Annotated in this window: 28 protein-coding genes; 1 reads left to right on the forward strand and 27 read right to left on the reverse strand. The window is 58.7% G+C overall.

All coding sequences use genetic code 11. From position 1 onward, the window contains the following. Positions 1-174: 174 nt before the first annotated feature. The 18 genes from BLP23_RS09975 to BLP23_RS10050 all read right to left on the reverse strand — a co-directional run bounded on the left by BLP23_RS09975 (position 175) and on the right by BLP23_RS10050 (position 16,481). A complete protein-coding gene (locus BLP23_RS09975; RefSeq protein WP_092584715.1) occupies positions 175-771 on the reverse strand; it encodes a 2-hydroxychromene-2-carboxylate isomerase in 597 nt (198 codons plus the stop codon). Between the two features lie 40 nt (positions 772-811). Then, positions 812-1,852 carry an LLM class flavin-dependent oxidoreductase gene (locus BLP23_RS09980; RefSeq protein ID WP_092584716.1) on the reverse strand — a complete coding sequence of 347 codons (1,041 nt, stop codon included), beginning with the start codon at positions 1,850-1,852 and terminating at the stop codon, positions 812-814. 10 nt (positions 1,853-1,862) lie between these two features. Next, positions 1,863-2,804, reverse strand: a complete 942-nt coding sequence (locus BLP23_RS09985) for an ABC transporter substrate-binding protein (protein WP_092584959.1) — start codon at positions 2,802-2,804, stop codon at positions 1,863-1,865. 78 nt (positions 2,805-2,882) lie between these two features. Continuing rightward, complete coding sequence (locus tag BLP23_RS09990; RefSeq protein ID WP_092584960.1) at positions 2,883-3,827, reverse strand: ABC transporter substrate-binding protein; 945 nt, start codon at positions 3,825-3,827, stop codon at positions 2,883-2,885. Positions 3,828-3,921: 94 nt separating this feature from the next. Then, a complete protein-coding gene (locus BLP23_RS35070; RefSeq protein WP_092584717.1) occupies positions 3,922-5,700 on the reverse strand; it encodes an amino acid ABC transporter permease/ATP-binding protein in 1,779 nt (592 codons plus the stop codon). Between the two features lie 36 nt (positions 5,701-5,736). Further along, on the reverse strand, positions 5,737-6,300 hold the full coding sequence (locus tag BLP23_RS10000) for a GNAT family N-acetyltransferase (protein ID WP_092584718.1): 564 nt from the start codon (positions 6,298-6,300) through the stop codon (positions 5,737-5,739). Next, on the reverse strand, positions 6,297-7,496 hold the full coding sequence (locus BLP23_RS10005; protein ID WP_092584719.1) for a M20 aminoacylase family protein: 1,200 nt from the start codon (positions 7,494-7,496) through the stop codon (positions 6,297-6,299). The genes BLP23_RS10000 and BLP23_RS10005 overlap by 4 nt, the downstream gene beginning before the upstream one ends. A gap of 18 nt (positions 7,497-7,514) precedes the next feature. After that, positions 7,515-8,864, reverse strand: a complete 1,350-nt coding sequence (locus BLP23_RS10010; protein ID WP_092584720.1) for an LLM class flavin-dependent oxidoreductase — start codon at positions 8,862-8,864, stop codon at positions 7,515-7,517. Positions 8,865-8,886: 22 nt separating this feature from the next. Then, positions 8,887-9,879 (reverse strand): MsnO8 family LLM class oxidoreductase, encoded by a 993-nt coding sequence (locus BLP23_RS10015; protein ID WP_092584721.1) that lies wholly within the window; start codon positions 9,877-9,879, stop codon positions 8,887-8,889. A gap of 521 nt (positions 9,880-10,400) precedes the next feature. Then, entirely contained in the window at positions 10,401-10,709 is a 309-nt protein-coding gene (locus tag BLP23_RS10020) for a hypothetical protein (protein WP_092584722.1), read from the reverse strand. A 78-nt stretch (positions 10,710-10,787) separates the two neighbouring features. After that, complete coding sequence (locus BLP23_RS33640) at positions 10,788-10,931, reverse strand: hypothetical protein (protein ID WP_167363863.1); 144 nt, start codon at positions 10,929-10,931, stop codon at positions 10,788-10,790. Between the two features lie 10 nt (positions 10,932-10,941). Next, positions 10,942-11,124: a hypothetical protein gene (locus tag BLP23_RS10025; RefSeq protein WP_092584723.1), complete on the reverse strand. Its 183-nt coding sequence runs from the start codon at positions 11,122-11,124 to the stop codon at positions 10,942-10,944. Positions 11,125-11,166: 42 nt separating this feature from the next. Further along, entirely contained in the window at positions 11,167-11,340 is a 174-nt protein-coding gene (locus BLP23_RS33645) for a hypothetical protein (RefSeq protein WP_167363864.1), read from the reverse strand. A gap of 53 nt (positions 11,341-11,393) precedes the next feature. Then, positions 11,394-11,954: an FMN reductase gene (gene msuE, locus BLP23_RS10030; RefSeq protein WP_092584724.1), complete on the reverse strand. Its 561-nt coding sequence runs from the start codon at positions 11,952-11,954 to the stop codon at positions 11,394-11,396. 396 nt (positions 11,955-12,350) lie between these two features. Further along, positions 12,351-13,706, reverse strand: a complete 1,356-nt coding sequence (locus BLP23_RS10035; protein ID WP_092584725.1) for an FAD/NAD(P)-binding protein — start codon at positions 13,704-13,706, stop codon at positions 12,351-12,353. Positions 13,707-13,840: 134 nt separating this feature from the next. Continuing rightward, a complete protein-coding gene (locus tag BLP23_RS10040) occupies positions 13,841-14,494 on the reverse strand; it encodes a methionine ABC transporter permease (protein WP_092584726.1) in 654 nt (217 codons plus the stop codon). Beyond that, complete coding sequence (locus BLP23_RS10045) at positions 14,475-15,557, reverse strand: methionine ABC transporter ATP-binding protein (protein ID WP_092584727.1); 1,083 nt, start codon at positions 15,555-15,557, stop codon at positions 14,475-14,477. Before BLP23_RS10045 ends, BLP23_RS10040 begins: the two co-directional genes overlap by 20 nt. An 87-nt stretch (positions 15,558-15,644) precedes the next feature. After that, a complete protein-coding gene (locus BLP23_RS10050) occupies positions 15,645-16,481 on the reverse strand; it encodes a MetQ/NlpA family lipoprotein (protein WP_092584728.1) in 837 nt (278 codons plus the stop codon). A gap of 207 nt (positions 16,482-16,688) precedes the next feature. On the opposite strand from BLP23_RS10050, the gene BLP23_RS34930 reads away from it, so the two are divergent. Then, positions 16,689-16,817: a hypothetical protein gene (locus BLP23_RS34930; protein WP_267890075.1), complete on the forward strand. Its 129-nt coding sequence runs from the start codon at positions 16,689-16,691 to the stop codon at positions 16,815-16,817. A 54-nt stretch (positions 16,818-16,871) separates the two neighbouring features. Here the strand turns inward: BLP23_RS34930 and BLP23_RS10055 are convergent, their stop codons facing one another. The 9 genes from BLP23_RS10055 to BLP23_RS10095 all read right to left on the reverse strand — a co-directional run bounded on the left by BLP23_RS10055 (position 16,872) and on the right by BLP23_RS10095 (position 26,602). Further along, complete coding sequence (locus BLP23_RS10055; protein ID WP_092584729.1) at positions 16,872-18,248, reverse strand: LLM class flavin-dependent oxidoreductase; 1,377 nt, start codon at positions 18,246-18,248, stop codon at positions 16,872-16,874. Positions 18,249-18,260: 12 nt separating this feature from the next. Beyond that, positions 18,261-19,493, reverse strand: coding sequence for an SfnB family sulfur acquisition oxidoreductase (locus tag BLP23_RS10060; RefSeq protein WP_092584730.1), 1,233 nt, complete (start codon positions 19,491-19,493; stop codon positions 18,261-18,263). A gap of 4 nt (positions 19,494-19,497) precedes the next feature. Further along, the gene (locus BLP23_RS10065) at positions 19,498-20,739 is read right to left on the reverse strand and encodes an SfnB family sulfur acquisition oxidoreductase (RefSeq protein ID WP_092584731.1); all 1,242 of its coding nucleotides are present in this window, start codon (positions 20,737-20,739) and stop codon (positions 19,498-19,500) included. A 14-nt stretch (positions 20,740-20,753) separates the two neighbouring features. Further along, positions 20,754-21,407, reverse strand: coding sequence for a methionine ABC transporter permease (locus BLP23_RS10070; protein ID WP_092584732.1), 654 nt, complete (start codon positions 21,405-21,407; stop codon positions 20,754-20,756). After that, positions 21,388-22,545 carry a methionine ABC transporter ATP-binding protein gene (locus BLP23_RS10075; RefSeq protein ID WP_092584733.1) on the reverse strand — a complete coding sequence of 386 codons (1,158 nt, stop codon included), beginning with the start codon at positions 22,543-22,545 and terminating at the stop codon, positions 21,388-21,390. Before BLP23_RS10075 ends, BLP23_RS10070 begins: the two co-directional genes overlap by 20 nt. After that, entirely contained in the window at positions 22,533-23,339 is an 807-nt protein-coding gene (locus BLP23_RS10080) for a MetQ/NlpA family ABC transporter substrate-binding protein (RefSeq protein ID WP_092584734.1), read from the reverse strand. Before BLP23_RS10080 ends, BLP23_RS10075 begins: the two co-directional genes overlap by 13 nt. A gap of 505 nt (positions 23,340-23,844) precedes the next feature. Then, positions 23,845-25,014, reverse strand: coding sequence for an FMNH2-dependent alkanesulfonate monooxygenase (gene ssuD / locus BLP23_RS10085; RefSeq protein WP_092584735.1), 1,170 nt, complete (start codon positions 25,012-25,014; stop codon positions 23,845-23,847). Beyond that, a complete protein-coding gene (locus BLP23_RS10090; RefSeq protein ID WP_092584736.1) occupies positions 25,011-25,817 on the reverse strand; it encodes an ABC transporter ATP-binding protein in 807 nt (268 codons plus the stop codon). The genes ssuD and BLP23_RS10090 overlap by 4 nt, the downstream gene beginning before the upstream one ends. Further along, entirely contained in the window at positions 25,817-26,602 is a 786-nt protein-coding gene (locus tag BLP23_RS10095; protein ID WP_233426676.1) for an ABC transporter permease, read from the reverse strand. The genes BLP23_RS10090 and BLP23_RS10095 overlap by 1 nt, the downstream gene beginning before the upstream one ends. Between the last annotated feature and the right edge of the window lie 2 nt (positions 26,603-26,604).

Below are 26,604 nucleotides of genomic sequence, written 5' to 3' on the forward strand. Positions count from 1 at the left end.
AACAGGCCCGGCCAGCTGAGCTTCGATTGAACCGCCCTTTCGCCTTGGGACAGAGGCGCTGCGTGATTAGAGATCGCAGATCAGATCATCGACATCTTCAAGACCAATCTAGAGGCGTGGCAGCGTATCTCTAGTACTCGACGATCCTTGAGTTCGCCGTTCTGATCACTGGGCTTAGGGCCTGTCGCCCCCCAAGTGACGCTCAAGGAAAGGCAGATTGTCCTGTCCCCAGTAGATCTCGCTATCATAGAGGAACGTCGGAAAACCAAAGACACCGCTCTTCACGGCATGCTCCCGGTCCTGAGCCCATTTGCTCTGCACGTCATGGTCCGCTTGCCGCTTCGACAGGCCCGCGCCGTCAAAACCGGCGGCGTCCGCAACGGCTTCGCGGATGTAGGGCTTGCCTATATCCTTTGCTTCACTCCAATAGGCGCGCTGCAAAGCACGCGTAAGACCGATCCAGTCTTTGCCGTCGAGATAGGCGGCAATAACGATAAGAGAGGCAGGCGCCGGGTCGCTCAGTCCGGGACGGTTTTCCAGCCACAGATCTTTGCCGCGCACGCGCGCCCAACGTTTCAGGTCTCGCGTCCAGTAGGCACGGCGGATCTCTGGCCGATTGCGCGAAAAGATACCGCCATTTTCTTCGACGACGGTCGTCAGATATGGCCTGATCTCGACGTCGCTTCTCGTTGCGACTTCGACGAAGGCGTCGAAGCCGATATAAGACCAGGGCGATCCGATGGAAAAGAAGTATTCAACGACTTTGGTCAACGTTTGTATTCCTGATCATAAACACTATCGGCGCCGTCTTTCACGCCGTTTGCTTTTCTTCACTCTCGCCGTGGGGCCAGCCGAGTTCGGGTGCGACGAGCGTGATGAAGTCGTGGATGATCTGACGATATTCCTCGTCCTCGAACTCGTAGGGAAGTTCGAGCCTGAGTTCGCCGACATGCGGCAGGATCGGATCTGCAAAAAGGCGCTCAAGGATTTCGTCCGCAGTTCCGACGGCATCCCGAGCAAAAAGCGTGCGCCGCTTACCTTGCGGTGTCAGCGTCCGTTCGTTGCGTCCCGCCGTATAGTCCAGGTAACGCCGACGCGTGCCCGGATCGGCGCTATCGAGCGGAACGATCACCCGGCCAAGCGCGACGCGACCGCGTCCACGGGCCGCAACCGTGTAGGTCTCAAGCAGCCGGGATTGCGCGACGAAGAAATCATCGGTCTCCTCGCCTGTCGTCACGTTGCCGATCAGCAGGTTGAAGCCGTTTTCACCGGCCCAGCCGGCCGATCGCAATGATCCAGCACCATACCAGATGCGCTCGACAAGACCCTTGGCATAAGGCTGGAGACGCGGCCGTCGTGGACCGAAAGGCGTCGTGATGAAGGTGCTGTCGTCACCGAGGTAGTGACCGCGCAGATTATCTGCAAATCGGAGCATGCGATCATGCGAGAAGTCGTATTTCTCCCAGTCGCCGTCGAAGGCGAGCGGCCCGATGAGGTCGGCATGCAGCGGCCGGCCGGCGCTGAGGCCCACATTCAGCCGCCCGCACGACAGCACGTCGACTGTCGCAAGATCTTCGGCCAGCCGATAAGGGCTTTCGAAGCCGATCGGAATAACGGCGGTTCCGAGCCCAATGCGGGTCGTCCGCTGCGTTGCGGCCGCAAGAAAAGCGGTTGCCGACGATATGCCCGGTTCCAGATGCCGCTGGCGGACCCAGGCGCTGTCGAAACCGAGTTCCTCCCCATAGGCGAGAAGCTGCAGTGTCTTTTCGAAACCGGAAAGCGGATCGCTGTCGGGATAGTTGCCGGGGGTGAGGAATGCGATGTGATTGATCGAAACGGATTGGCCGCTCATCGTCGCTTCCTCAGAACTTCGGCAATCCGGGTGGATTGGTTTCCGACTTCGGCAAGGCTTCATCCGCAAGCTGCCATCGATCGAGGATCTTCGCGTAGGTGCCATTCACAATCAGATTATTCGTCGCGATCGTCAGAGTATAAGCCAGACCGCTCCCCTTTCGCGTGGTGATGGCGACGTCGGACCGATCCGGCCAACCAGCGCTCAAGGTGCCGACGCTCTTAACGTTCTTGTCGCGAGCGGCGATGTAGACAAGTTGCGCATGCGGCTGGACAATGACGTCCGCACGGTTCGAAGCAAGGGCCAGGAGGCTCGCTGACTCATCGTCGTAATATTGCAGTTCCAGAGGCTTTAGCCCTGCAGCGACATTTTCCTTGTTCCATTCCACCAGGATGCGCTCCTGATTGGTGCCGGCGCCGACGATGATCCTGAGAGCCGCCGCATCCTTCGGCTCCTTGATCGCGGTGATCTTGCTGTCGGATTTGACGTAGATGCCGTGCAGCCCCTGGCGATAGGTTGAAAAATCGAACTTCTCTTTGCGCTGCTCCGTGACCCCGACATTGGAGATAACGGCGTCGTATTTTCCCGAGGCAAGGCCGAGCGGCCAGTCAATCCAGGCGACGGGCACCAGTTCGAGCTTGAGCCCGAGGCTGTCGGCGATGGCGTAGGCGATATCCGGGTCTGCCCCGACGACGGTCTTGGCATCCGTCGCATAGGTCGCAAGCGGCGGTCCGCCCGGGGAAACGGCGACCGTGAACGCACCCGGCTTGACGAACTTGAAATCTCTAGGGATGACGGCAGTCGCCCGCTCGTCCCGCCCGGCATGAATACGGCCCGGCTGCTCCGGGCTCAAATCGAAAATTGCGTCGCCAGCACGGGATGCGCTGAAGGATGTCAGCGCCGTCATCATCAAAACGAATGAAAATGCCCGGATGACCGGTCTGCTTGTCATGAAACTCTCCATCTTCGATCTTCCCCGAAAGGCCGGCTCCGCAAAGGTAGAGCCGGCCGTCGATCGCATCACGACCAATCATGAGCCGCTTTTCGGCAAGCCGGGCGGATTGGTTTTGGCTTCATCAATTGCCTCTGGGCCGAGATTCCAGGTGTCGAGAATCTTGCCGTAGGCACCGCTGGCGATCAGATCATTGATGATGCCCGTCAGTGGAGCCGCTAGGCCACTATCCTTTCGGGTGGTAACCGCAATCTCGGCCGTAATCGGCCAGCCGCCGCTCACGGTCCCGACAAGCTTGGTCTTGCCGTTCAGTCCCGATGCATAGGCCTGCGTCGCGTTCACGCTGAAGACTGCATCGGCCCTGCCGGATTGGACAGCCAGGTCCTTGACCGCATCGTCGTCATAATATTGCACCTCGATCGGCTTCAGGCCGGCCGCGACGTTCTCTCGGTCCCATTCCAGAAGGATCTTCTCCTGATTGGTGCCAGCATCGGTGATGACCTTCAGGCCGGCAATATCTTTCGGTTCCTTGACCGAGGTGATCGGGCTGTCAGCCTTGACGTAGACGCCGAGTTCGTCCTTGCGATAGGTGGAAAAGTCGAATTTCAGCTTGCGCTCCTCGGTCACTGTCACGTTGGAGATCACCGCGTCGAACTTTCCCGACGTCAGCCCCAGCGGCCAATCGGCCCATGCGACGGAAACGAGTTCGAGCTTTCGGCCCAGGCTGTCGGCGATGACCTGTGCGAGATCGACGTCATAGCCGATGACGGTTTTGGAATCGGAGGCGTAATCATGCAGCGGCAGATTTCCGCTCGTGCTGATGCCGACGGTGAAGACGCCATCTTGAACGAACTTGAAATCCTTGACCTCGGCGATACGCTTTTCGTTCTTCTCGACTCGCAACCGGTTCGGCTGTTCGGGACTGAGGTCGAACTTGCCCCCCGCCTGGGCTGTGCCAGCGCTGAGTGCGGCAATTGTGACAGCGCCTGCCATCAGGAGCTTCGCTGCGTCTAAAAGTGTCATGTTTCCCGTCTCCATTTTCATCTTTTGGCTGCGCCTATTGTCATTATTCATGCAGTCGGCCATCGCGGCCGATATCCACCAGCACCGGTCGGCGCTAGAGAACCTTGGCGAGGAATTCACGTGTGCGGGGGTGCTCCGCTTCGCTGAAGATGCGCGCCGGTGGACCGGCCTCCAGGATCTGGCCGCTTTCCATGAAGACGACGGTGTCAGCGACTTCGCGGGCAAAACCGATCTCATGGGTCACGATGACGAGAGTGGTGCCAGTACGGGCAAGTTCCTTGATGACGTCGAGCACTTCGCCGACGAGTTCCGGATCGAGCGCGGAGGTCGGCTCATCGAAAAGCAGGACCTTGGGTTTGAGCGCCAGCGCACGAGCAATTGCGACGCGCTGCTGCTGGCCGCCAGAAAGCTGGCGCGGATAGGCGTTGATCTTGTCATTGAGCCCGATGCGTGCCAGCAGCTCCTGCGCCAGTTGCACGGCTTGCGCGCGGCCGACGCCGCGAACCTGGATCGGTGCCTCGATCAGATTTTCGAGCACCGTCAGATGCGGAAAGAGATTGAAGCTCTGGAAGACCATGCCGATGTCGGCGCGGCGCTTGAGGATATCCTTTTCCTTGAGTTCATAGAGCGTGTCGCCCTTTTGGGCGTAGCCGACAAGCTCGCCGTCAACGGAGATGAAGCCGTCGTCGACACGCTCCAGATGGTTGATGGCGCGCAACAGCGTCGACTTGCCGGAACCGGAGGGGCCAAGGATGGCCGTGACGCTACCGGCTGGAAGATTGAGTTCGATATCGTCTAGCACCTTCAGCGAGCCAAAACTCTTCGAAATGCCATGGATCCGCACAGTGCCGCCCGCTGCCCGCAGGGCCGCCGCATCATGGAAGCCGATTTTGCGGATTCTATCGGTCGCAATATTGAGGACAGGCAGCGGACGGCGGAAGCGCTCGAAAAATGCCTGGAAGGGCAGCGGTCTCGGATTGCGCACGGCGCCCTTGGAGAAATAGCGCTCGATATAATGCTGGGCGACAGACAGCGCGGTCATGATAATCAGATACCAGACGGTCGCGACCATCAGCAGCGGAATGACTTCGAGATTGCGGCGATAGATCACCTGGACCGTGTAGAAGAGCTCCGGCAGCGCCAGCACGTAGACCATGGAGGTGCTCTTCGCCAATCCGATGAGTTCGTTGAAGCCGGTCGGCAGGATCGAGCGCATGGCCTGCGGCAAGACGATGCGGAAGGCCTGGCGGCGTCGCGGCAGGCCCAGTGCAGCGGCAGCCTCCAGCTGCCCATGATCCACCGAGAGGATACCGCCGCGCACGATCTCTGCGAAGAAGGCCGACTGGTTGAGCGTAAGCCCAAGGAAGGCTGCGGCAAAGGGCGTCAGCAACTGCACCGTCGGATAGTCGATGAAGACCGCGCCGGTGAACGGCACGCCGATCCTGATCGTCTCGTAGAGGTAACCGAGATTGTTCAAAATCAATAGCAGCACGATCACGGGAATGGAGCGCAGGAGCCAAATGTAGCCCCAGGAAAGACCGGAAAGCAGCGGCGATTTCGAGACACGCGCCAACGCCAGAGCCGTTCCGAGAATGGAGCCGGAAATGGCGGCGAGCGCCGTCAAAAGCAGCGTCCTGCCGAGGCCGACGAGCACCGGCTCGGCGAAGAACCATTCGGCAAAGACGCCCCAGCCCCAGCGCGGATTGGTAAAGGTGGAATAGAGCACGGCGGCAATGACGAGGGCGGCGAAGATCGTGCCTGCCAGACGGCCCGGATGGCGCGCCGGCACGATGCGATAGCGGGAATAGTCCTGCGTTGGTTCTGCCGCCCTGCTGCCGGCGTGGATGTCGGCGAAATCCGTCGTCAGTGCCATGATGCTTCCCCTTTATGATTGTCGGTCCTTGCCGGTTCAGAGATTGCCGCCGGCCACGCGCAGGAGCGGTTCGTCCATTTCGTTTTCGAGACGTTCTTGAACGAGATGGCTGATGTCCTTTTCGAAAGGCAGGCTCTTGTAGACCTCCGGGTCGACAGACGTGTCGAAAAGCGCGCAATAGCCATAGTTCAGATAGAGGCCGACGGCTTCGGGCTGGCGAAAGCCGGTCGTGAGGTAGATGCGGGAATAGCCTTGGCGGCCCGCCTGTTCTTCGAGCTCGACGAGCACCTTCCGGGCAAGACCCTGGCGCCTTAAATCGCGACGCGTCCATATCCGTTTGAATTCAGCTGTGCGCTCGTCGTAGTGCTTGAAGGCGCCGCCGCCGATGGTTTCACCATCGCGGATCAGCAACAGAAAATTGCCGTGAGGTGGCGCAAAGGCCTCCGCAGGATAGCGGTTCAGTTCGGCCGCCGCACCTTCGGCATTGAAATAGGTGCCGTAACGGCTGTCGTACTCATAAATGAGTTCATCGATCAGCGGCTTGGCACGCAGGTCAAGGGGGCTCGTATAGACAAACACATCACTCATATCGTTCGTCACCCGTTGTCATCAGTGAGGAAAGTCTCCGCGAGCCGCACCCAGTATCGGGCAGCGGGCGCGATGATCGCGTCGTTGAAATTATAGTGGGCGCTGTGCAGCGGAGCGCTGTCGCCATTGCCGACGAAGAGGTAGCTGCCGGGGTTCGCCTGCAGCATGAAGGCAAAGTCCTCACTTGCCGTTCTTGGTCGAAAATCCTTCTCAATCGCTGCAGGGCCAAGTGCATCATAAGCGACGCTTCGGGCAAAGGCGGTTTCCTGGCCATGATTGACCAGGGCCGGAAAGCCGAGGCGGTAATTCACCTCTGCTTCGGCGCCGAAGCTTTCCGCCTGGGCACGGGCAAGTGCCGGAATGCGCTCCTGCAATAGCTGGCGCACCTTCTCGCTGAAGGCACGCATGGTCAGTTTCAGCTCCACGCTCTCCGGTATGACGTTCGAGGCCGAGCCGGCATGGATGGAGCCAACGGTGGCGACCGCCATCTCCTGCGGATCGACGTTGCGGGAGACGACGCTCTGAAGAGCAGTGATGAAGGAAGCCGAGGCCAACACGGGATCGACCGCCCGATGCGGTTCGGCTCCATGGCCACCCTTGCCGATGATCTTGATGATGGCCTGATCGACGGAGGCCATGGCGGGACCGGTGACGAAGCCGAACTGCCCGGCAGGCACGCCCGGCCAATTGTGCAGCCCGAAGACGGCATCGACGGGAAACCGTTCGAACAGGCCGTCGGAGATCATCTTGCGGGCGCCAGCGCCGATTTCCTCGGCGGGCTGAAAGATCAACCGCAAGGTGCCGCTGAAGTTGCCGCTTTCGGCAAGATAACGGGCAGCAGCAAGCAGGATCGACGTGTGCCCGTCATGGCCGCAGGCATGCATGACCCCGGGATTGCTACTGGCATAGGAAAGCTCCGTCGCCTCTTCGATCGGCAGGGCATCCATGTCGGCGCGAATGCCGATCCGCTTTTTACCATTACCCCGCGTAAGGGTGGCGACGATGCCGGTTCCGGCAATGCCCGTCACCACTTCGTAACCCCATGAGGAAAGGTGCGATGCCACGAGCTTGCTGGTCCGCAGCTCCTGAAATGCGAGTTCCGGATATTGGTGCAGGTCGTGGCGGAGCGCGATGATCTCGTCCAGGTAGGCGGCGATGCCGCGTTCGACCGGATCGTTTGTACGCTGGTTCTGCACGATTGCGTTCATGACTTTTCGCTCCGCGCCTCAGGCGCCGACCGCCTTTCCGTGCTCGACTGGAGCCATACCGGCCGCATAACGGCTCTCGCGGAACGGCAGACCCAGATGATCGCGCAGTGTCTCGCCCTTCAGATCCGGGTCGAAATAGCCGCGCTTTGCGAGGATCGGCAGGACGGACTTGGCGAAATCGTCGAAGCCCTCGGCGATCACCGGGAAGCCGAGAATGAAGCCGTCGGCGGCGCCCTCCTCGACCCAGCGGATGATCTCCTCGGCAATATGCTGCGCCGTGCCGATGAAAGCCGTGCGCGGCGTGGCAACGTCGAGCGCAACTTCGCGCAGCGTCAGGCCCTTGTCGCGCGCGGTCTTCTTGATCCGGTCGGTGGTAGCGCGGAAGCTGTTCTTGCCGATATCGCCGATTTCGGGGAAGGCCTCATCGAGGGGATAGGTGCTGAAATCATGGTGGTCGAAGAAGCGTCCGAGATAGAGCAATGCCTCTTCGATGGTGACGAGACTGCGGATCGCCTGATATTTGGCTTCTGCTTCCTTAGCCGTCGCGCCGACAATCGGGCCGATGCCGGGATAGATGCCGACCTCGGCGGCCGAGCGTCCATGCGCGATGACGCTATCCTTAAGCTGCCGGTAGAATGATTTGGCCTCCTCGATCGGCCCGCTGTTGGTGAAGACCGCGTCCGCATGTTTGCCGGCAAGCCTGATGCCGGAATCCGAAGCACCTGCCTGGAAGACGACGGGCTGGCCCTGTTTCGAGCGGCCGATATTGAGAGGCCCTTCGATGCGGAAGAAGCGACCCTTGTGATTGAGGCGATGCAGTTTGCTCTTGTCGGCATAGACGCCCGTTTCCCGGTTGCGGACGAAGGCGTCGTCGTCCCACGAATCCCACAGGCCCTTGATCGCATCGATATATTCCTCGGCGATCTCGTAGCGCAACTCGTGCTCGGGATGTTCGCGGGAGTAGTTGCGCCCGGAGCCCTCGAGCGGTGAGGTCACCGCGTTCCACCCCGCCCGGCCACCGCTGATCAGATCGATCGAGGCAAACTGGCGGGCGATGGTGAAGGGATCGCTATAAGAGGTCGAAACCGTCCCCACGAGCCCGATCTTTGAGGTCGAGGCCGCAAGTGCCGACAAAATGGCGATCGGCTCGAAGCGATTGAGGAAATGCGGGATCGATTGTTCGTTGATGTAAAGCCCATCGGCAACGAAGGCAAAAGCAATGCCCGCTTCTTCGGCCCTGCGCGCGGTCTTGACGAAAAAATCGAAACTGGTGCTTGCGTCGGCGGGTCCGCTTGGATGCTTCCAGGCGTTCATGTGACCGCCAGGCCCCTGTAACATGATGCCGAAGGTGACGTGTTTTTGAGCCATAAAACTATCCTCTTTCGAAGTGTCAGGCGACGAGGGAGAGCTGCTCCTTGGCGAGCAGTTCGATCGAATTCAGGCGTTCGGCAGCCGTCAGCGCCGGCGTGTCGAGGATGAATTCCTTGACGCCATAGCCGCGATGCAGTTCGTCGAGTTCCTTGCGGATTTGCGACGCAGTGCCGTGCAGCACGCCCGGCAACTTCTCCTCGGTGCGGTAGTCGGTCACGCCGGATTGACGGGCAAATTCTGCCGCCTGCTCCTCGTTTCCAACGTTCACGCTTTGACCGTTGGGCAGGAAGACCTTAACGATCCGAAGATTGCCGACGCGCTCACGCGCCTCCTCTTCGCTTTCAGCGGCGAAAGCGGCGAGAGCCAGGATCGGACGCTTTCCGCCCGTTGCTCGCTCATAGGCATCGAATGTCTTGCGCAGGTTTTCCGGATCGCCGTTGAGATGGCCGGCGAAGACCAGTTCCCAACCCTTTCGGGCGGCAAGCTCGGCGCTTTCGACGCTGGCACCCAGCAGAAAACGCTCGGGCGCAGCTGGCGGGAACGGCGTTGCCTGCGGACCATCGTGGTTGGGATCAGCGGCAAGGTAGGTATTGAGATCGGTGAGCTGGTCAGCAAAATCCGGTTTTTTTGCCGGATCAATGGCTGCCTGCAGCGCGCGCGTCGAAAGCGGAAAACCGCCTGGCGCCTTGCCGACACCGAGATCGACGCGGCCGGGGGCGAGCGACGCCAGCAGGTTAAAGGTCTCGGCCACCTTGTAGGCGCTGTAATGCTGGAGCATGACGCCGCCGGAGCCGATGCGAATGGCCGACGTCCGGGCAAGAAGATAGGCGATCAAGGCCTCAGGGGCGGAACTCGCGAGATTGGTCATGTTGTGGTGTTCTGCCACCCAGAACCGGTAATAGCCCAATTGCTCGGCTCTCACCGCCAGTCGCACGGTCGACTGCAAGGCGTCGCGCGCATCCTGCCCAGGCCCGATCGGGCTCTTATCAAGGAGGCTCAGGAGATAGGTCATATTGCTCAAACCTGCCCACTTATTATTAGTCCATCAAATCAGTAGATTTTATGCATTATAAGAAATGCCGTTCTCTTTGAGCTCAAGAAAGGAAAATAATTGTCGCCCACATTCACGACGGTCGGGGCAGTCTTCTGGCATTTCTCTCCAGCCGACAAAACCAAGCGTGAAGACCCAGAGCGGTTGGTTTTACGCGTTAAAAGGAGAAGAAAGCCTGCGACAAGAATTGAGGATCCGGCTGGCTGGATTGGAGAGCGCCGCCCTTTCAACTGTGTTGAAGTCGGGTTTCCAGATCAAGAGCCGTAGGCAAGAATCCACTGAGGCTGTTGTTTGCTTTCACGGAAAAGCTGTTCGGCCGCAGCCTCGAACTCGGCGCAGTCAGCTGTGGCCGTGCGGATCTGGGCCGAGATCCTCTTCCTATCGAAAGCAAGCCGCCTGAAGTTCCGCAGTCAAGGACATCTGCTGGTTGCCGGTCATAGATTGCCTCCCTGTGGTGGCGATCAACGAGCCCGCTGCCAAGTTCAATGGACCGTAAATCTCGCCATCTCTTGTCGGTGCCGTTCCAGCGTGCGCAGAAGCAAAGCGATTTCTTCGACGATCGCCGAGAATGTCGCATCGTCAGCGTCGGCAATGCTGCTGGTCATTCCTTCGATCACGTCAATGAGCCGCAGGACGGGAATGGGCGACTGGCGGTCGTCATGGGGAGCGAGGACTGTCGACATCTCCATCAATGCGCGAATAAGTCGATCAATAAGCTGGTGGCGGCGTTCCCTGGCATCCGCCCCTCGATCATCTGATAAATTCAGCAGATCGCTGACGAGATCGGACATGTGCTGGGCTCCTTGCGTTCAAATGGCCGGCGCGTTCGCGCAGCAGAGTCCATCGTCGATGCAGCGGCAATCTGGACATCACAGGACACCAATCACCAGAGCGAAAATGAAAGTGAACGACGAAACCATGCAGCCGACCGCCATGCAGTGCACGGCTTTGGATTGAATGCTCTTGGCATCCAGCTTCTGGATTGGCCGACGAAGATCAAAAGCGAGTGCCATGGCCGTTTCCTCAGTACCAGGGTCCAGGCGCGGCACTCCAGTAATAGAGTTCATACTCGCGCAGTTCGCGGTCGCCCTCGTCGTGGTTTCGGGGCGCCTCGCCCGCAGTTTGGCCGCGTGGCGTCGCATCCGATTTTCTAGCAAAAAGGCTATCGAAGAACGCTTTGAGATGGGTGACGAAATCCTGCACCATACGATCCTCCGTTTTGCGCAATTGCGATTGTGTTGACCCGTCTCAGGAAATGAGCGAATGCCGGCGCGCATTCGTGAGCAATTCATGGGCTGACGCGTACGGGCCGAAGAGCATGAGGAGGCGGTTTTCCTCTTTTTTTTCCAGGCGATATCGCCGGGCAAAGTCGAAAACGCTCCATACCTCTTGTAACAGAATTGCCGCATCGGCCTTGTCCATCTTTGCCTCCTTGTCGTCTTGAGCGGAGTTCGCGAGCGGATACGCCCGATCAGCTATTCGGCTGCGGCTAGAATTGGATTTTCTGCGGGAAAGAAAGCTGCGAGCTCACCGACCACCTCCGCGATCCGATTTGAAAGCGGCGCGGAAGTAACCCGATAGTCTGTGAAATCACGATCGGCTGCGTAAACAGCCGTCGGCAGGGTATGAGACATGAAGAAGCCGAACAGCGGCCGCAACTGATGTTCGACCATCAACGCATGACGGTCCCCTCCCCCTGTCGCCGTTATGACGATCGGTTTGGCCCGCAGCTCGTTCGGTTCGATTAGGTCGATCAGGTGCTTGAAGAGGCCGGGATAGGAGCCCTTATAGGTTGGCGCGCCGACAATAAGTGCGTCCGAGGCAACGATGGCATCCATAACCTCTTTCGCCTGATCATCGAGTTCCTTGCGCCAGAGAGCACGGCCAAGGGAAGGACCAACATCATGAAGATCATAAATCCTGCTTGTGAAGCCGTAACGCTCAGTGGCGCGGTCTACAACATTCTGAACAAGAACATACGTCTTCGACGGACGATTGAAGCTGCCGGCGATGCCGACCAATTTGGGAGCAGCCATTTTGGTTCCTTTGCCTTCAAAGCGCGCGGACGGACGCGCCAGTCTTCAACAATAAAGTCTATAAAATTACTATATTAAAGAAACGGCAAACCCTGGTGATAGCCAAGAGAGAAAAATTTATCCGCCAAATGCCTCCTCGCCAAGGCAGCTCGGATCGCCACCAGGCAGCGCGGTGAACTTGCCAGCCATTCCTTGGCGCTCAAGGAGCCCATCGATCGGGCATGTGCCGCGCAGCGTTGTTGCGTAGTGTGAAGTGCCCTCAAGCCCACCGACCGTGGAACTGAAATAACTGCCGCGGAGAAAAGACCGATGTCGGCGGCCTGCAGAAAGAATGTCGGCGGCATATTGGGAAAAGCCGGCGCCGGCGAAAGGACAGCCGACGTGATGGGCGAGCGCTCACTGCCGGATCGCAGCAATGGACGTTGCAACCTTTCTTGCCTGCGCACGAATATCAGGTACCGCTGTAATTTCCCAGAATTGTCCCGCGCTCAGCGCTCCGACTACATAGATGCGTACGGAGCTTCCATCAGGGTGTTGTACGCGCGATTGCGGGTCGACGGTGATGCCGAGGCCGAGTGGATCTGCTTTTATCAGTCGCTTTCGCTGCATTTCGCGCAGTAACGGCGAATGGGCGATACCTGCCCGTTCCATGCCCGTGCAGTTTACGACCCAGTTTGCGCAAAGAGACAGAATGTCCTGGCGACCTCTGGCCCTGTATCGGAGATTGACCACTTCGTCCTGCTCGACCATATCCAAGAGGTAGCCGGCATGTATCGACACCTGACCGCCCCGCACGAGTTCCTGGAAGCGCTCGAACACATCCGGTGCGACGCGGTGCCGGTGGATATTCCACCAAGCCAATGCATGGCGCAGGAACCGACTTCTCTCGGCGTCGGGCAACCGGTTCCAAAGCGTCTGGGTTTGCGGTCGCAACGCATCCATGACAGTGCGCCAATCGCCGGCATGCCTGCTTGTCCGGCGGAGCGTCCGCAGCAACTCACTCATCGTTGTTGGCAATGTCTGGATATCCAATGCCGACGGCGGCTTCGGCGCCCGGGCGTGACCGCGCGGGGCAAGACCACGCCTGGACAAGACGGCGACATGCCCACGCAGACCGCGCGCGCATAAGGCCAGGAGCTGGTCGATCATCGTCAGGCCGGAGCCGAGAATGCAGACGGTGTCGTCTGCCTTCACCCGCTGAAGCCACGAGAGCCGCCAAGGGTTCTCAATGATACGCGCAAGCGCAGTTGATGATAGTCTAGACGTGTCCACAGGAAGTTTGGCGTTCCCGACACCGAGACAGAGCACCACGCTGCGGCCAGCGATCTCGCCACCATTTTCGAGCAAGAAGGCAAGTGTGGTCCTGTAACGTTCGATGCACCCTGTCGCCTTCGCTTTGATGAAATCGACCTTACAGCGAGGCCTCTTGGTGCGCAGAAGGCCTGCAAGGGTATCGCGGACATAAAGACCGTAATCCTGCCGCGAAGCAAAGTCTGCTGGGCCCAATGGCCGATTGCGTTCGCGAAGCCATTCGACGAACTCATTTGGCCTGTCCGCAAACAGGCTCATGCGTCCTGCTGGAACATTCAAGCGGTGCAGGTAAAGTTCGGTGCGATAGGCGGTGCCTCTGCCAAAGCCCGGATCGTCTCCAACAACCGCGACAGAGGACGATTCCGGAAGGAGTTCGACGAGGTTGCACACAGTTGCGATTGCAGAAAATCCCGAACCGACGACGACGACATCGTATATCATTGCGCCTCCTCGCCGACACACGCACGATGAAACGTCACGCACGTCTTCGGGTTCCCTGTCAATGGTTCGACGACCGTGGTTGCAACGGCAGGCTGCTGAAATCGCAGACTGCCGTTTCATTTCGCAGATGAGGTTCAGCGATGGTCCAGTCTTGCGACGAGCCGGTCGCCCAGCCACTGGATGCCGCAGACGAGTACAATGAGCACGATGACGACCGCAATCATCACATTGGTCTCAAAGCGCTGATAACCATAGCGGATCGCAAGATCGCCAAGACCGCCGGCACCGATCGCGCCTGCCATCGCAGAAGCGCCGATCAGCGTCACGAGAGTGACCGTGAAACCGGCAACGATGCCGGGAAGGGCTTCCGGAACCAGCACTTCGCGAATGATCGTCCAGCGATTGCCGCCCATGGCGCGCACGGCGTCGATGAGCCCACGATCGACCTCGCGCAGCGACACTTCGGCAATGCGCGCGTAGTACGGCGTTGCGGCAATCGCTAGCGGCACGATCGCCGCCCATGTCCCGAGCGAGGTGCCGACGATTAGCCGCGTCAGCGGGATCAGCGCCACCAGCAGAATGATGAAGGGAACTGAGCGGAAGCCATTGATGACGGAGCCAAGCGCGCTGTTGATCGCGCGGTTTTCCGCAATGCCGCCGCGGGTCGTCAGAACCAGCGCCAGCCCGAGCGGCAAACCGGCGATGAGCGAAATCAGGCCCGACGCACCTGTCATGAGGACGGTTTCCCAGAGCGACCGGAAAAGCAGTTCAAGCATGATCGGTGTCATAACCGAGCACCTCCACCCGCGCCGAGCGGGCCGTCAGAAATTGTTGCACCTGGCCGGCGAGCTTGAGATTGCGCGTCGGAACGGCAATGAAGAACCTTGCCACGGGCTGGCTTTGAATATGATCGATGCCGCCATGAACAAGACGAAATGCCTGCGGCAGTTCGGCCGCAAGATCGGCAAAAAGCGCACCCTGCGCCTCTGACCCGGCGAGATCGACGCTGATGATCGCTTCCCTGCCCCCGGTCTGCGACAGACGCGCCGCAATATGGTCCGGCAGCTGAGGTCGGATTCCGCAGAGCAGGCTCTTGGTGATTGCCGTCTGCGGATTAGCGAAGACCGACCAGACCTGCCCTTCTTCGACAATTTTCCCCGCATCGATGACCGCGACGCGATCGGCAATGGTACGGATCACTTCCATTTCGTGGGTGATGAGAACGATGGTCAGCCCGAGCTTGCGGTTGATATCCTTGAGAAGCGAAAGGATTGAACGCGTTGTCTCCGGATCGAGCGCCGAGGTCGCCTCGTCCGAAAGCAGCAAGGCGGGACGTGCTGCAAGCGCGCGGGCAATTCCGACACGCTGCTTCTGGCCGCCCGAAAGGGAAGCCGGATAGGCCCTTGCTTTGTCCGACAGCCCGACGAGGTCGAGCAGCTCGCGTGCCCGCTTCAGACGCTCCGCCTTCGCCACACCCTCGATCTTCAGCGGCAGAGCGATGTTTTCTTCGACCGTCTTTGCCGAAAGGAGATTGAAATGCTGGAAGATCATGCCGATGCGCTGGCGCAGCGGCTGCAAATCCCTTTCGCCGAGACCGGTAATATTGCGGCCCTCGATATCGATCTCGCCACGATCGGCGCGTTCCAGACCGTTGAGGCACCGGATCAGGGTCGACTTTCCGGCGCCGCTGCGGCCGATGATGCCGAAAATCTCGCCCTTCGCGATGGAAAGCGAAATTCCATCGAGGGCTGGCGTCGCGCCGAAACGGCGGTAAACATCCGTCAGCCTCACGACCGTCTCCAAGCTCTCATGCTTCGCCCCGATCGCGGCGGCTGAAACGAATGAATTCATTGTCTGTCCTTTATGCAAACGCCCGTGGCAGCCCGGGCAAATAACACCCGAACCGCCCCGGACGCGCCCGCCTGGCGCGAATTGAGATCAATAGGCGCTGAGACCGGTGCCCTTGTAAACCTTGTCGAACTCGGCCTTCACCGTGTCATTCTGGTAGGAGGAGACCAGTGTCTTCACCCAATCTTCGTTTTCGTTGCCCTCTTTGACAGCGATGAAGTTGCGATAGGGATTGTCGGCGATTGGCTCCTGCGCAATGCGATCGGCCGGCGACAGGCCGCTCTTCAGCGCCCAGTCGGTATTGATCACCGCAGCGTCAAGATCGTCGATCGAGCGGCCGACAATGCCGGCGTCGAGCTCCTTGATTGTGAGTTTCTTCGGGTTATCGGTGATGTCGGCAATGGTCGCGAGAATCCCCGTGCCATCCTTCAGCTTGATCAGGCCTGCGTTCTGCAGAACACGCAGCGCCCGCCCCTCATTCGACGGATCGTTTGGCAAACCGATCGCAGCACCATCCGGGATTTCGGCGACCGACTTGTACCTCTTGGTATAAAGCCCAATCGGCCAAACGCCGGTAAAGCCGACGGGAACGATATGATACCCGTGCGTCTTGATCTGGTTGTCGAGATAGGGCTTGTGCTGGAAGGCATTGGCGTCAACTTCGCCGTTTTCGAGCGCTTCGTTCGGCTGTGTGTAGTCGTTGAACGTGATGGTCTTTATCTTCAGACCTTTCTTGGCGGCTTCATTCGTGACCACGCGCCAGACGTCCTCATCCTCACCGCTCATGATGCCCACTTTGATGGACTTGTCTTCGGCAAAAGAGGAGGAAGGCGCAAAAAAGGTTGCCAGCGCCGCAGCAGAAATGGCCAGCGCTGCAAGGCTCGCACGGCGCGTGAGGCTGAGCGTGGAGAAACTCTTGTCGTTCATATTTGATATCCCGTCTGAATGATGAGGATCGAGCTCGAAACAGGAAGAGCATGTCAGATCGGCCGCAGCCGCACGAAGCACGCGCGCCTGTTTTTGGTCGCGCAGCTGAAAAAGCCTTGCCGGGCTATAACCCCCGCCCCAAATAATTTTCTACTATTATTATAGACTTTATGCTTTGATGTGGCTGACTGTCGATGGGAACGTCAAATGAACGGCGATCTTCAAGATCCTGAACCACCGAAGCAGCCAGAAAAGCGCTGGCCCCTGCCATTTTGGCTGGCGTGGGCCGCGCTCACCCTGCTAATCGTGCTGATGATCGCGATCTGGGGGCCATAGGGAAGTGATCCGAAGGGGTGTAATGGATCCTCATCAAGCCCGTTTTTCGAGCGCTCACACATCCGGGTGTTTTTGATGCGTAGGAGATCGATACCCATTCGCTACATGGCTCGAGGGAAGTTTGTCTCCCGCACCGAAGAGTTTGCGCCTTAGCCCGCCCATTGAATACGCCGTCTTGTAGCGGCCGCGCTCCTGCAGTGCCGGAACGGCATGGTCGATGAAATCTTCGTAGCTCTCGGGAACGACTGTGCGGGTAAGATTGAAGCCATCGATCTCTCCGTCCTCGATCCACGAGATCAACTCCTCAGCGACAAACGAACCGTCGCCGACGATGACAGGATAGCGACCCCCGATTTTCAGTTCATCAAGCAATTGCCGTTTCGTCCAACGCTTCTGACCAGCCAGTTGCGCAGCCGACTGGATGGCGTTCGAGGTTCCGTAGTTGATTGGGTCGTCAAGGCCGTAGCGAGAAAAGTCGATACCGGTGCTCGCCGCAAAGTGAGCAAGGCCTGCTTCCGGATTGGCGTAGCTGAGATAGTCTCGATATTTCTCGTGAGCGGCTTCGTTAGTGGCCCCAGTTATGACGGTTACGCCTACGAACACCTTGACGTCTTGGGGCGAGCGGCCGGCATTTACTGCCTCCTGCCTGATGGCCATGGCCGTGGCTTTTGCCGCTTCTTTGTCAGTTGCCGTAATGAATACGCATTCGGCATGGGTGGCCGCAAACTTCTTTCCCCGTCCGGATGTTCCTGCCTGATAAAGGACCGGTGTTCGTTGTCGGGACGGTTCGGCGAGATGGTAGCCACGGGACTGGTAGAATTTGCCTGCGTGGCTAATCGGCCGGACTTTGTTGGGATCCGCATAAATGCGGCGTTCCTTGTCACGAATAACGGCGTCCTCATCCCAACTTCCTTCCCAGAGCTTGTAGAGAACTTCCATGTATTCGTCGGCACGATCGTACCGGCTATCATGTTCAGCTTGAGCCTCGTGTCCCAGCGCCCGAGCAGCGCTGTCGAGGTAACCTGTCACGATGTTCCAGCCGATCCTGCCATCCGTCAGATGGTCCAAGGTCGACATCCGGCGCGCGAAGATGTAGGGCGCATCGGAACTCAGGTTGACGGTAATGCCGAATCCGAGATGCTTCGTAACGGCGGCCATGGCCGATACCAGGAGAAGCGGGTCGTTTACCGGCAACTGAATGGATTCCCGGAGCGTAAGATCGGCCGAGCCATTGTAGACATCGTACACGCCAATGATGTCGGCGAGAAAAATGCCATCGAATAGTCCACGCTCCAGTGTTTTCGCGAGCGATGTCCAGTAGTCGATACTCTTATAACGGTGGGATTGGTCCCGCGGGTGAGCCCAAAGACCGTGATTGATATGGCCTACGGAGTTCATAGTGAAGGCATTGATCAGGATCTGTTTTGACATGGCGCTCTCCGCTCACAGCGCGCCGTGGCGCGGCGGTAGCTTATCATTCAAATAGTAATTTCCGACCGCCTGGTATTTCCACCGGACCGGATCATGGAGGGTATGCGTCCTGACGTTTCGCCAATAGCGATCAAGATTGTCCTCGCTAGCTGTCGAGGAGGTTCCCGAAAGTTCAAAGAGTTTGGTCGCCGCCAGAAGACCAGCCTTCGTCGTCAGGATTCTCGCCTCCGCAACGGCGATCGAAGCCGCCGCAACCGAGCTCTCTGTCATTTCGGCCTGTGCGGCATCAACCGCCGCCGCCGCGCGATCAAGAAGGACTTCGGCCGCCCGAAGCTTCACCTTCACCTGCCCAACAGCGCTCAGTGTCAGGGGGTCGTCTGAAGCACGCTCGACATTAGCGTCAATCCATGGCCGGGAGCGCTCGCGGATGAAGCGGACCATCTCCTCATAAGCACCGCGACCGATGCCCAGGTCGATCGCCGCGTGCATCAGTTGCGCGAAAGGTCCGATCGTAGTGGGCGTTTCGAAAGAAGCTTGAAAAGGGATGACCCACCGTTCCTCTATCTTCACACGCTCAAATCTCACTGAGCCGCTCCCGGTTACGCGTTGACCGAACCCGTCCCAGTCGTCGATCACCGTCACGCCTTGAGCGTCGCGCGGAACGATGGCTAGATAGCCGGCTTGTTTCCCGTCCTCCTCCGCTATCGCAAGTGTCGGAATCCAGTGAGCGAAGATTGCTCCCGTACAATAGAATTTCTGGCCATCGACGAACCACTCGCCGCCCTCTTGAAAGAGCCTAGTGCGCCGCTTGAAATCCTTCTGGCCGATTTCGGCAAGCGCGTTTCCAAAACGTTCGCCTTCCAGGACGCGATCGTAGAAGAACCGTTTCTGCTCCCAACTGCCGCCGACACGAAGCACTTCGAGGGCATAATAATGGTTCTGCGGGATCTGGGATAGCGAGCCGTCAGCAGTTCCTATCGTTGCGATGACCTCGGCTGCCGTCTTCGCCGACAATCCTGGCCCTCCAAACTCCTTTGGCACGGTGATCCCCCACAACCCGCTCTGGGAAAACGCCTCAACTTCCACCCAGGGCAATGCCCGCTCGCGGTCCCGCTCGGAGGCTTTTTTTGCGAAGGTTTCGGCCAATCGGGTGGCTACTTCAACCGCTTGCTCGTGCATGCCTATATGCGGCGGGCGCGAACTCGGCGGAGCTGCGGCAGATACCGGTTCAAATCCAATGCTCATCTGTTCAGTTCCATTGGTGTCGCTGTGGGAAGGTTCCATTCAATTCGTAGTTTCCGATCAGATGGTATTTCCAGCGAATTGGATCATGCAGGGTATGCACGCGGGCGTTCCGCCAGTGACGATCAAGATTATGGGCCGCGCGTGTGGCAGACGATCCCGCGAGATCGAACAGCATTTCGGTCGATGCGAGCGCGATCTCGGTGGTAAGGATTTTCGCCTCGGCGACGGCAACGGAAGCCTCGGCGCTTGATCCGTCTGTTACCGGACTTTTCGCCACATCATCGATAACCGCAGCAGCCCGATGCAGAACGCCTTGGGCGGCGTGGAATTGCGCATGAAGGTTTCCGACCTCATGAATGATCGTTGGGTCGTGGCGCGCAGAATCCCCGCCGAAATCGACCCAAGGTCGCGCCCGTTCGCGAATGAACGAAAGCGTATCGGCGATCGCTGCTGCAGCGATGCCTGAATCGATTGCAGCTTGGATCAATTGCGAAATAGGGCCTGCCAATCCGGCCCGTTGAACGAATGACCAGAGTGGAAAGACGAGCTCGGGATCGACTGGCACATCATTGAATTCGACTGTGCCGCTTGCGGTGGTGCGTTGGCCGAAGGACGACCAGTCGTCGATGATACGGACCCCTGGCGCTTCCCGCCGGACCCATACCTGGATTGCACGGTCTTCCTCGTCGATCGCGCGGGTCGGAATCCAGTGTGCGAAAATGGCACCCGTTGAATAGAATCTTCGCCCTGACAATCGAAGGCCGTTCGCAGTGTGCGTGAGGCGGGTCGTGCTCACGTTCACCTTCTTGGTGCCTTTTTCGGGACCCGCGTTTCCAATCCGCAATCCGTTTAGAATATCAGCGTACACCCGCGACTTTTGTTCAGGCGAGCCGATGTCGCGAAGCAGCGCCAGCACGCCGAATTGGTTCTGAGGCAATTGTCCCAAAGAAGGATCTGCCGCGCAAAGGACCTCGAATATCTTTGCGAGCGTTACCAGCGAAACGTCTGCACCGCCGAATTCGCGAGGAACGGTGATCGCGCCGAGCCCGCTCGCGGTATATTCCTCAATCTGATCCCACGGTAGCCGTCGTTCGCGGTCCCTATCGGAAGCTCCCTCCCGGAACCGCTTAGCCAAACCCGCCGCGACGTCCAGTGCTTCGGCGTCGGTTGTGATCAGGTGCGGCTTTTTTGGTGGTTGCGGCAGACGCTCCGAGGGCTCGGCATCAACGATCATCGGATCGATCATGAAAACATCCTTGTTCAGCGAGCTCTCAGGTGTCTGACAGCCATGTCGCCGGCCAACTGCACAGCGCATACCATTGCGACAAGCACGACAATGACTCCAACCATGACGGTCGTGTCAAATCGTTGGTATCCATAACGAATGGCCATATCGCCGAGGCCGCCCGCTCCAACCGCGCCGGCCATAGCAGATGCGCCGATCATGCTCACAACTGTTATGGTAAAGCCGCCGACTATGCCCGGCAGGGCTTCGGGCAGCAGCACGTGCCAGACGATGTGCCAGCGCCGGCAGCCCATAGCTTGCGCGGCCTCAATCAATCCGTCGTCAACCTCGCGAAGACTGACCTCAGCAATACGAGCAAAGAAAGGGGTTGCACTGATAGACAGCGGAACCACCGCGGCCCAAACGCCAATCGTAGTGCCGGTAAGGAGACGGGTCAGAGGAAGCAGTGCCACCAACAGGACAATGAAGGGTGTCGCCCTAAATCCGTTGATCACTGCTGCAAGCAATCTTTGCATGCTCGGTGCATGGACTAGTCCGCCAGGCGCGGCAAGAACAAGGAAGACGGCAAGTGGTATCCCTGCGGCCAAGGCGACCAACGCCGACACACCAACCATGGCTACAGTATCCAGGAACGCGTGCCACAGGCGCTCATACATCATTGCCGACATAGCCGAGTACCCTTACTCTACTCGCGAGATGGCTCATCGTCTCTATGAGAGCTGAGTCCGTTGAATTCACGACCACCAAGAGCCGACCGTGAACGTGTCCCTGAATACGGTCGACAGAGCTCTGCAGCAGCCGGACCTGAGCGCCGGCGGCTGCAGCAATCGCCGCAATGTCCGGCTCCAAGCCACCCTCGCCCGTGTAAGCGAGTTCAATGAGCGTGCCCTTGCTCGCCCGGTCGCCCGCGGGCCGCAGGCGAACTGCAATATCTTCGGGAATGTCGCGATTCAGCGGCTTCAATAAAGCACGGGTGGCATCGTGCGAAGGATTCGCAAAGACCCGCCACACCGGACCGACCTCAGCCACCTGCCCTTTATCAAGGACAAGCACATGGTCGCAAATTTCCCGGATAACACTCATCTCGTGGGTTATGAGGACGATGGTCAGATTAAGCCGCCGGTTGATGTCCTTGAGCAGCCGCAGGATCGATAGAGTCGTCTCGGGGTCCAACGCCGACGTTGCTTCATCACACAGGAGAATCTCGGGACGGTGGACGAGGGCGCGCGCAATTCCGACGCGTTGCTTTTGTCCACCGGAAAGGCGCGAGGGATAGGTATCCTCCTTCCCTTCGAGACCAACTAGGGAAAGCGCTTCAGCTACTCGCTTATCGATCTCCACTCGCGCAAATCCGGCTACGATCATCGGCAGCGCCACGTTCCGCCAAACGGTCTTGGCGGATAGAAGATTGAAATGCTGAAAGATCATCCCGATCCTGCGCCGGAGGAGCACAAGACCTTCTTCGTCAAGCACTCCGACATCTGTCCCATCCACAATCACTTTTCCGGACGTGGTCCTTTCGAGCCGGTTGACCGTTCTCAAAAGAGTGGATTTGCCGGCGCCGCTACGACCGATAATTCCAAAGATTGACCCACCTGGCACATCGATTGTGATGTTCTTGAGCGCGTGGACGGTCTCGCCTGCCGAGGCATAAGTCTTCTCTACGCCCTCGAAAGCGATAGTTCCTCGCCTGACCGTCGCCTGGGACCGGTCGAGCGGCGACGCCTCTCCACCGGCGGAGAAGTCCGGCAGAGAAGTGTCGCGTTCTTCGGCGTGACGCCGAGCAGCGTTGTTCAATGAACCCATGGAAGTGTGTACAGTTTTTGGTCTGAGGCAAAGGCCTTGCTGATCGCGTCTTTCACCGCCTGGGAGTTCTGGTAAAGAGCAACCAGCTCCTTGATTGCGGGATCATCGACGCGGTCGGATTTGACGGCGAAAACAATAGCAAACTGCTTGTCGTCAACGCCCGAATATAGCAATCCTGAACTAGGATCGAACGCCTTGGACGCGACGATGAAGTGCGGATAGCCTTGCGCGATATCCACGTCGCGGGCTACGCGAGCGAGCTGCGGTCCTTCGACCTCCGTAAAGGTCAGATGCTTTGGATTATCGGTGATATCGTCCAGCGTGCCCTTGAATCCGACACCGTCTCGGAGCTTAACCAGGCCCGCCTTTTGAAGAAGCAAAAGTCCACGGCCTTGATTGACGGGATCGTTTGCAATCGCGACTTTGCCATCCTGCGGAATGTCCTCGAATTTCTTGTACTTCAGAGAATACAAACCAATGTTGGCAAGAACTCCGATTCCGGCGCTTTTGAAATCGTAGCCTCTCTCGGAGATCGCATTGTCGAGAAAAGGCTGATGCTGGAAATAGTTGACGTCGATATCGCCTGACTGCAGGGCAATATTGGGCGTCGTCCAATCGCTGAATTCAACAGCCGCGATATCCAGGCCTTTTGCTTTAGCTTCCGGGATCAGGGCCTCGATGGAATCCGCATAAACGCCTGGGACGACTCCAACTTTCAACGAAGCAGCCAGAGCCGGCATCGAAAATGACAATGCTGCGACTGCCGCAAGAAGTCCTCTAATGGATTTTTTCATGTTGCCCCTCATTGATGGAGACACAAAACTAAACATCTCTAATTTTATAGACAAAGGTGAGATTTGCGTCGAACGTCGCTCGCCAGAAAAATCATTCCGGTTTTCCTTGAGTAGCGAGCGTGAAATGCGCCCGGAGGAATTCTCCTCGCAGGTCCTAGCGCCACGAGAGAGCCAGAGCTCTGTTTCCCGAACCTTTGAAAGCCAGCTTGTCTCTCAACGGACGCCAGCGCTCGTTTCAACTGCAAATCCGCATGGAGGGCGCGGCTACCTATCTTGCGAAAATCGGCCCTGGTGCCGCCCGCGTGAGTTGCCCGTTCTCAGGAAATTTTCTCCAGCCTTTGCGTGAGGTGCACCGTCAAGCATTGATCAAACATCCAGGCGTCGCGTCGCCTACCATTCGGTTCGGACGTTCGCTTTCCAGCCAGGTCCCCGATCCGGCTTGCTGTTCCTGGTTACCAATCGGGCCAGCTACGGATATGTCTGGAATAGCAACAGGTTCGAATTGTCACGACTGCGATGCCCTGAGCTTGGGTCGATGATCGCCGGCGATGGTCTCGCCGAACGGACCTGTGTTGACGGCGCTGCTGGCAGCCTTGACCGGATGCGCGAGCGGCAAGTTCGGCAGAACGAGTTCGCCAAAACGATAGGCCTCTTCCAAATGCGGATAGCCAGACATGATGAACGTGTCGATGCCGATTTCACGATATTCCTCGATCCGAGCCTTGACCTGATCGGGATCGCCGACAAGGGCCGTACCGGCACCGCCGCGCACAAGGCCGACTCCGGCCCAAAGATTTGGGCTGACTTCCAGCTTGTCTCGCTGGCCGCCATGCAGCCGGCTCATGCGGCTCTGGCCGACCGAATCCATCCGTTCGAATACCTTCTGGGCCGCTGCGATCGTTTCGTCGTCGAGATACTGGATAAGCTCGTCTGCGGCCCTCCAGGCTTCCGCCGCAGTTTCACGCACGATGACGTGCAGGCGAATACCGAAGGTCACGTCACGGCCTTCCTTCTGCGCCAACCTCCTAACTTCGTTTATCTTCTTCGCCACCTCCTCGGGTGGCTCACCCCAGGTCAGATATTTATCGATTGTGCGCGCTGCGACCTCCTGGCCGATACCGGACGAGCCGCCGAAGTAGAGCGGCGGGTGCGGAGACTGGAAGGTGGGGAAGAGAACCCTGCCATCTTCGATATCGAAGTGCTTGCCCTTGTAGGTCACTGTCTCGCCGCTGAGGAGCGCCTTATAGATATTCAGAAATTCCTCGGTCACCTGGTAGCGCTCGGCGTGTGGAAAATGAATGCCATCGCCCTTGTTTTCGATTGGGTCGCCGCCGGTGACGACGTTGATCAGGAGGCGGCCGTTGGAGATACGGTCGAACGTTGCCGTCATACGAGCCGCAAGCGTTGGCGCCAGCAGCCCGGGGCGAACGGCAATGAGATATTTCAGCTTCTCGGTTAGCGGTGCCAGTGCCGACGCCACGACCCAGCTGTCCTCGCAGCTCTTGCCGGTTGGAATAAGCACGCCGTAGTAGCCAAGAGCATCGGCAGCCTGCGCGACCTGCTTCAGGTAGTTGAGATCGACGTTGCGTCCGCCAAATGACGTGCCAAGATAGCGGCTGTCTCCATGCGTCGGCAGGAACCAGAGGACATTGATCTTTTCAGGGGTAGTACTCATGATAGTGTCTCCAGCGACATAGTGTTCGCCTCGGCTGCTGAACCGGCCTCGGCGAATTTAAGCGATCGATCCAGGGCGGCTCTGACACGCGTCTTGTCACGGTCGGAGTAGGGCCGGTCAGGTTTCAGGCCGGCATCAGGCCCGACGGTCGGGCGCCTGCCAATGATGATCTCGTCGAGAATTCGACCCGGCCATGGCTGCATGACGATAACGCGATGTGCCAAAGCCGCGGCCTCGTCGAGGTCATGGGTGACGAGGATCATGGTGGCACCGGTTTCGGCCCAGATATCCAGCAGGTAACGATGCAAGGTCGCTCGCGTCAGCGCGTCCAGCGCCGAGAAGGGCTCGTCGAGGAGTAACACCTCAGGGCGCATGACCAGCGCCCGGGCAATCGCCACACGTTGCGCTTGCCCGCCTGAGAGCTCCTTGGGAAGGCGATGACCATAATCTTTGAGATGAACCTGCTGAAGCGCAGCACGAACACGCGTTTCCCGCTCGTCGCGATCGGCATGCACCAGACCAAAACCGACATTGTCGTATACCGTCAGCCACGGCAGGAGCCGCGGCTCCTGAAAGACGAGGTTGATCAACGGATGCGGACGGTTGACGATCTCGCCGTTGATCGACGTGGTACCGCTCGTTGGCTGGTCCAGGCCAGCGATCAGGCGCAGCAGCGTGCTCTTGCCGCAGCCGGAGCCGCCGATCACGGCGACAATTTCTCCCGGCGCCACATCGAGCGTAAAACCGCCAAGCGCTTTTACCCCGTTGGCATAAGTCTTGGTAAGCGCTTTGAGAGACAGCATCACAGCGCCCCATTCCGAAAGGTGTCCTGCCAGGCAATGAGAGGGGCGGTAAGATGGACAAGAAGGACGTCCGACAGCTTGCCGACCACCGCAAAGACGATGATGGCGGCAAGGATTTGGTCGGGCTTGCCAAGCTGCTGACCGTCGACGAGCAGATACCCCAATCCCTCGGAAGCCCCCATGAACTCGGCAGCGACGACAAACATCCAGCCAAGCCCGAGGCCTGCTCTCAACGATACGACAAAGGCCGGCAGAACGGCGGGAAAAAGGATGCGTCGAATGAGATCGAATCCGCTGAGCCGGAAGATGCGCCCTACCTCGACGATCTTTCTATCAACTGAAAGAAGTGCTGTGGACACGCCGAGATAGACGGGGAAGAAAACACCGGTCGCAATCAGAGCCACCTTCGACGTCTCGAAAATCCCGAACCAGAGAATGAACAACGGTACCCAGGCGATCGATGGAATGGACCGCAAGGCTTGAAGCAAGGGATCCACAAGCGCATGGGCAAGCCTGAAGAAGCCGGTAACGCTGCCCGCAAGCGCACCGGCAACGGCCCCGGCGATGAAGCCGACAAGCACGCGGAGACTGGTGGAGACGACGTGCTGCCAAAGCTCGCCACTTAAGGATAGCTGGGAAAGCGCGGCCATGATCCGGGAAGGCGGCGGTACCAGCCGTCCGGTCGCAAGGCCGGAAGCAACGGCAGCCTCCCAGAACACGAAGCCGCAAACCGGTAGCGCAAAACCCAGCGCAAGGCGCCACACTTGCGTCCATGCGGCAAACATGA

This window comes from Rhizobium mongolense subsp. loessense (assembly GCF_900099775.1).
In the GTDB taxonomy this organism is placed as follows: Bacteria; Pseudomonadota; Alphaproteobacteria; order Rhizobiales; family Rhizobiaceae; genus Rhizobium; species Rhizobium loessense.